Annotated in this window: 1 pseudogene; it reads left to right on the top strand. The window is 64.7% G+C overall.

The window, feature by feature from the left end:
- Positions 1–507, top strand: a pseudogene (locus L6D81_RS29325) (type IV secretion protein Rhs); the annotation flags it as partial.

Genomic DNA, 507 nt, shown 5'->3' with positions numbered 1-507 from the left:
CGGCTGCAGTACCGTTACGACCATGCGCAGCTGTTGCTGACGGAAATCGAGAACGAGTCCGGCGAAAAGTACCTTCTGGACTACACGCCCACCGGACTGATCCGACAGGAAACCGGCTTCGATGGCCGGCGCACCGCCTACGCCTACGACCGCAACGGCCACCTGCTGGAAAAAACCGAGTTCGGCGACGACGGCTCGACGCGGGTCACCACTTACCAGCGCGACAGCGCCGGACGCCTGCTGCTCAAGACCCTGCCGGACGGGGTCGAGGTCAGCTATCGCTATGACCGTTTAGGCCGTTTGGTCGGCGTGGATGACGGCCAGGATCACCCGCTGGCCTTCGAATACGACCTGCAGGACCGGCTGGTGCGCGAGCATCAGGGCTGGGGCACCCTGCGCTACACCTACGACGCCTGCGGCCAACTCACCCGCCTGCGTCTGCCGGACAACAGCAAGCTCGACTACCACTACGCCAAGGGCGGGGCGCTGACTGCGATCGACCTCAAC

Origin of the sequence: Pseudomonas sputi, from assembly GCF_021603585.1 — a bacterium.
In the GTDB taxonomy this organism is placed as follows: Bacteria; Pseudomonadota; Gammaproteobacteria; order Pseudomonadales; family Pseudomonadaceae; genus Aquipseudomonas; species Aquipseudomonas sputi.
This window is presented reverse-complemented; position numbering and strand designations above follow the sequence as displayed.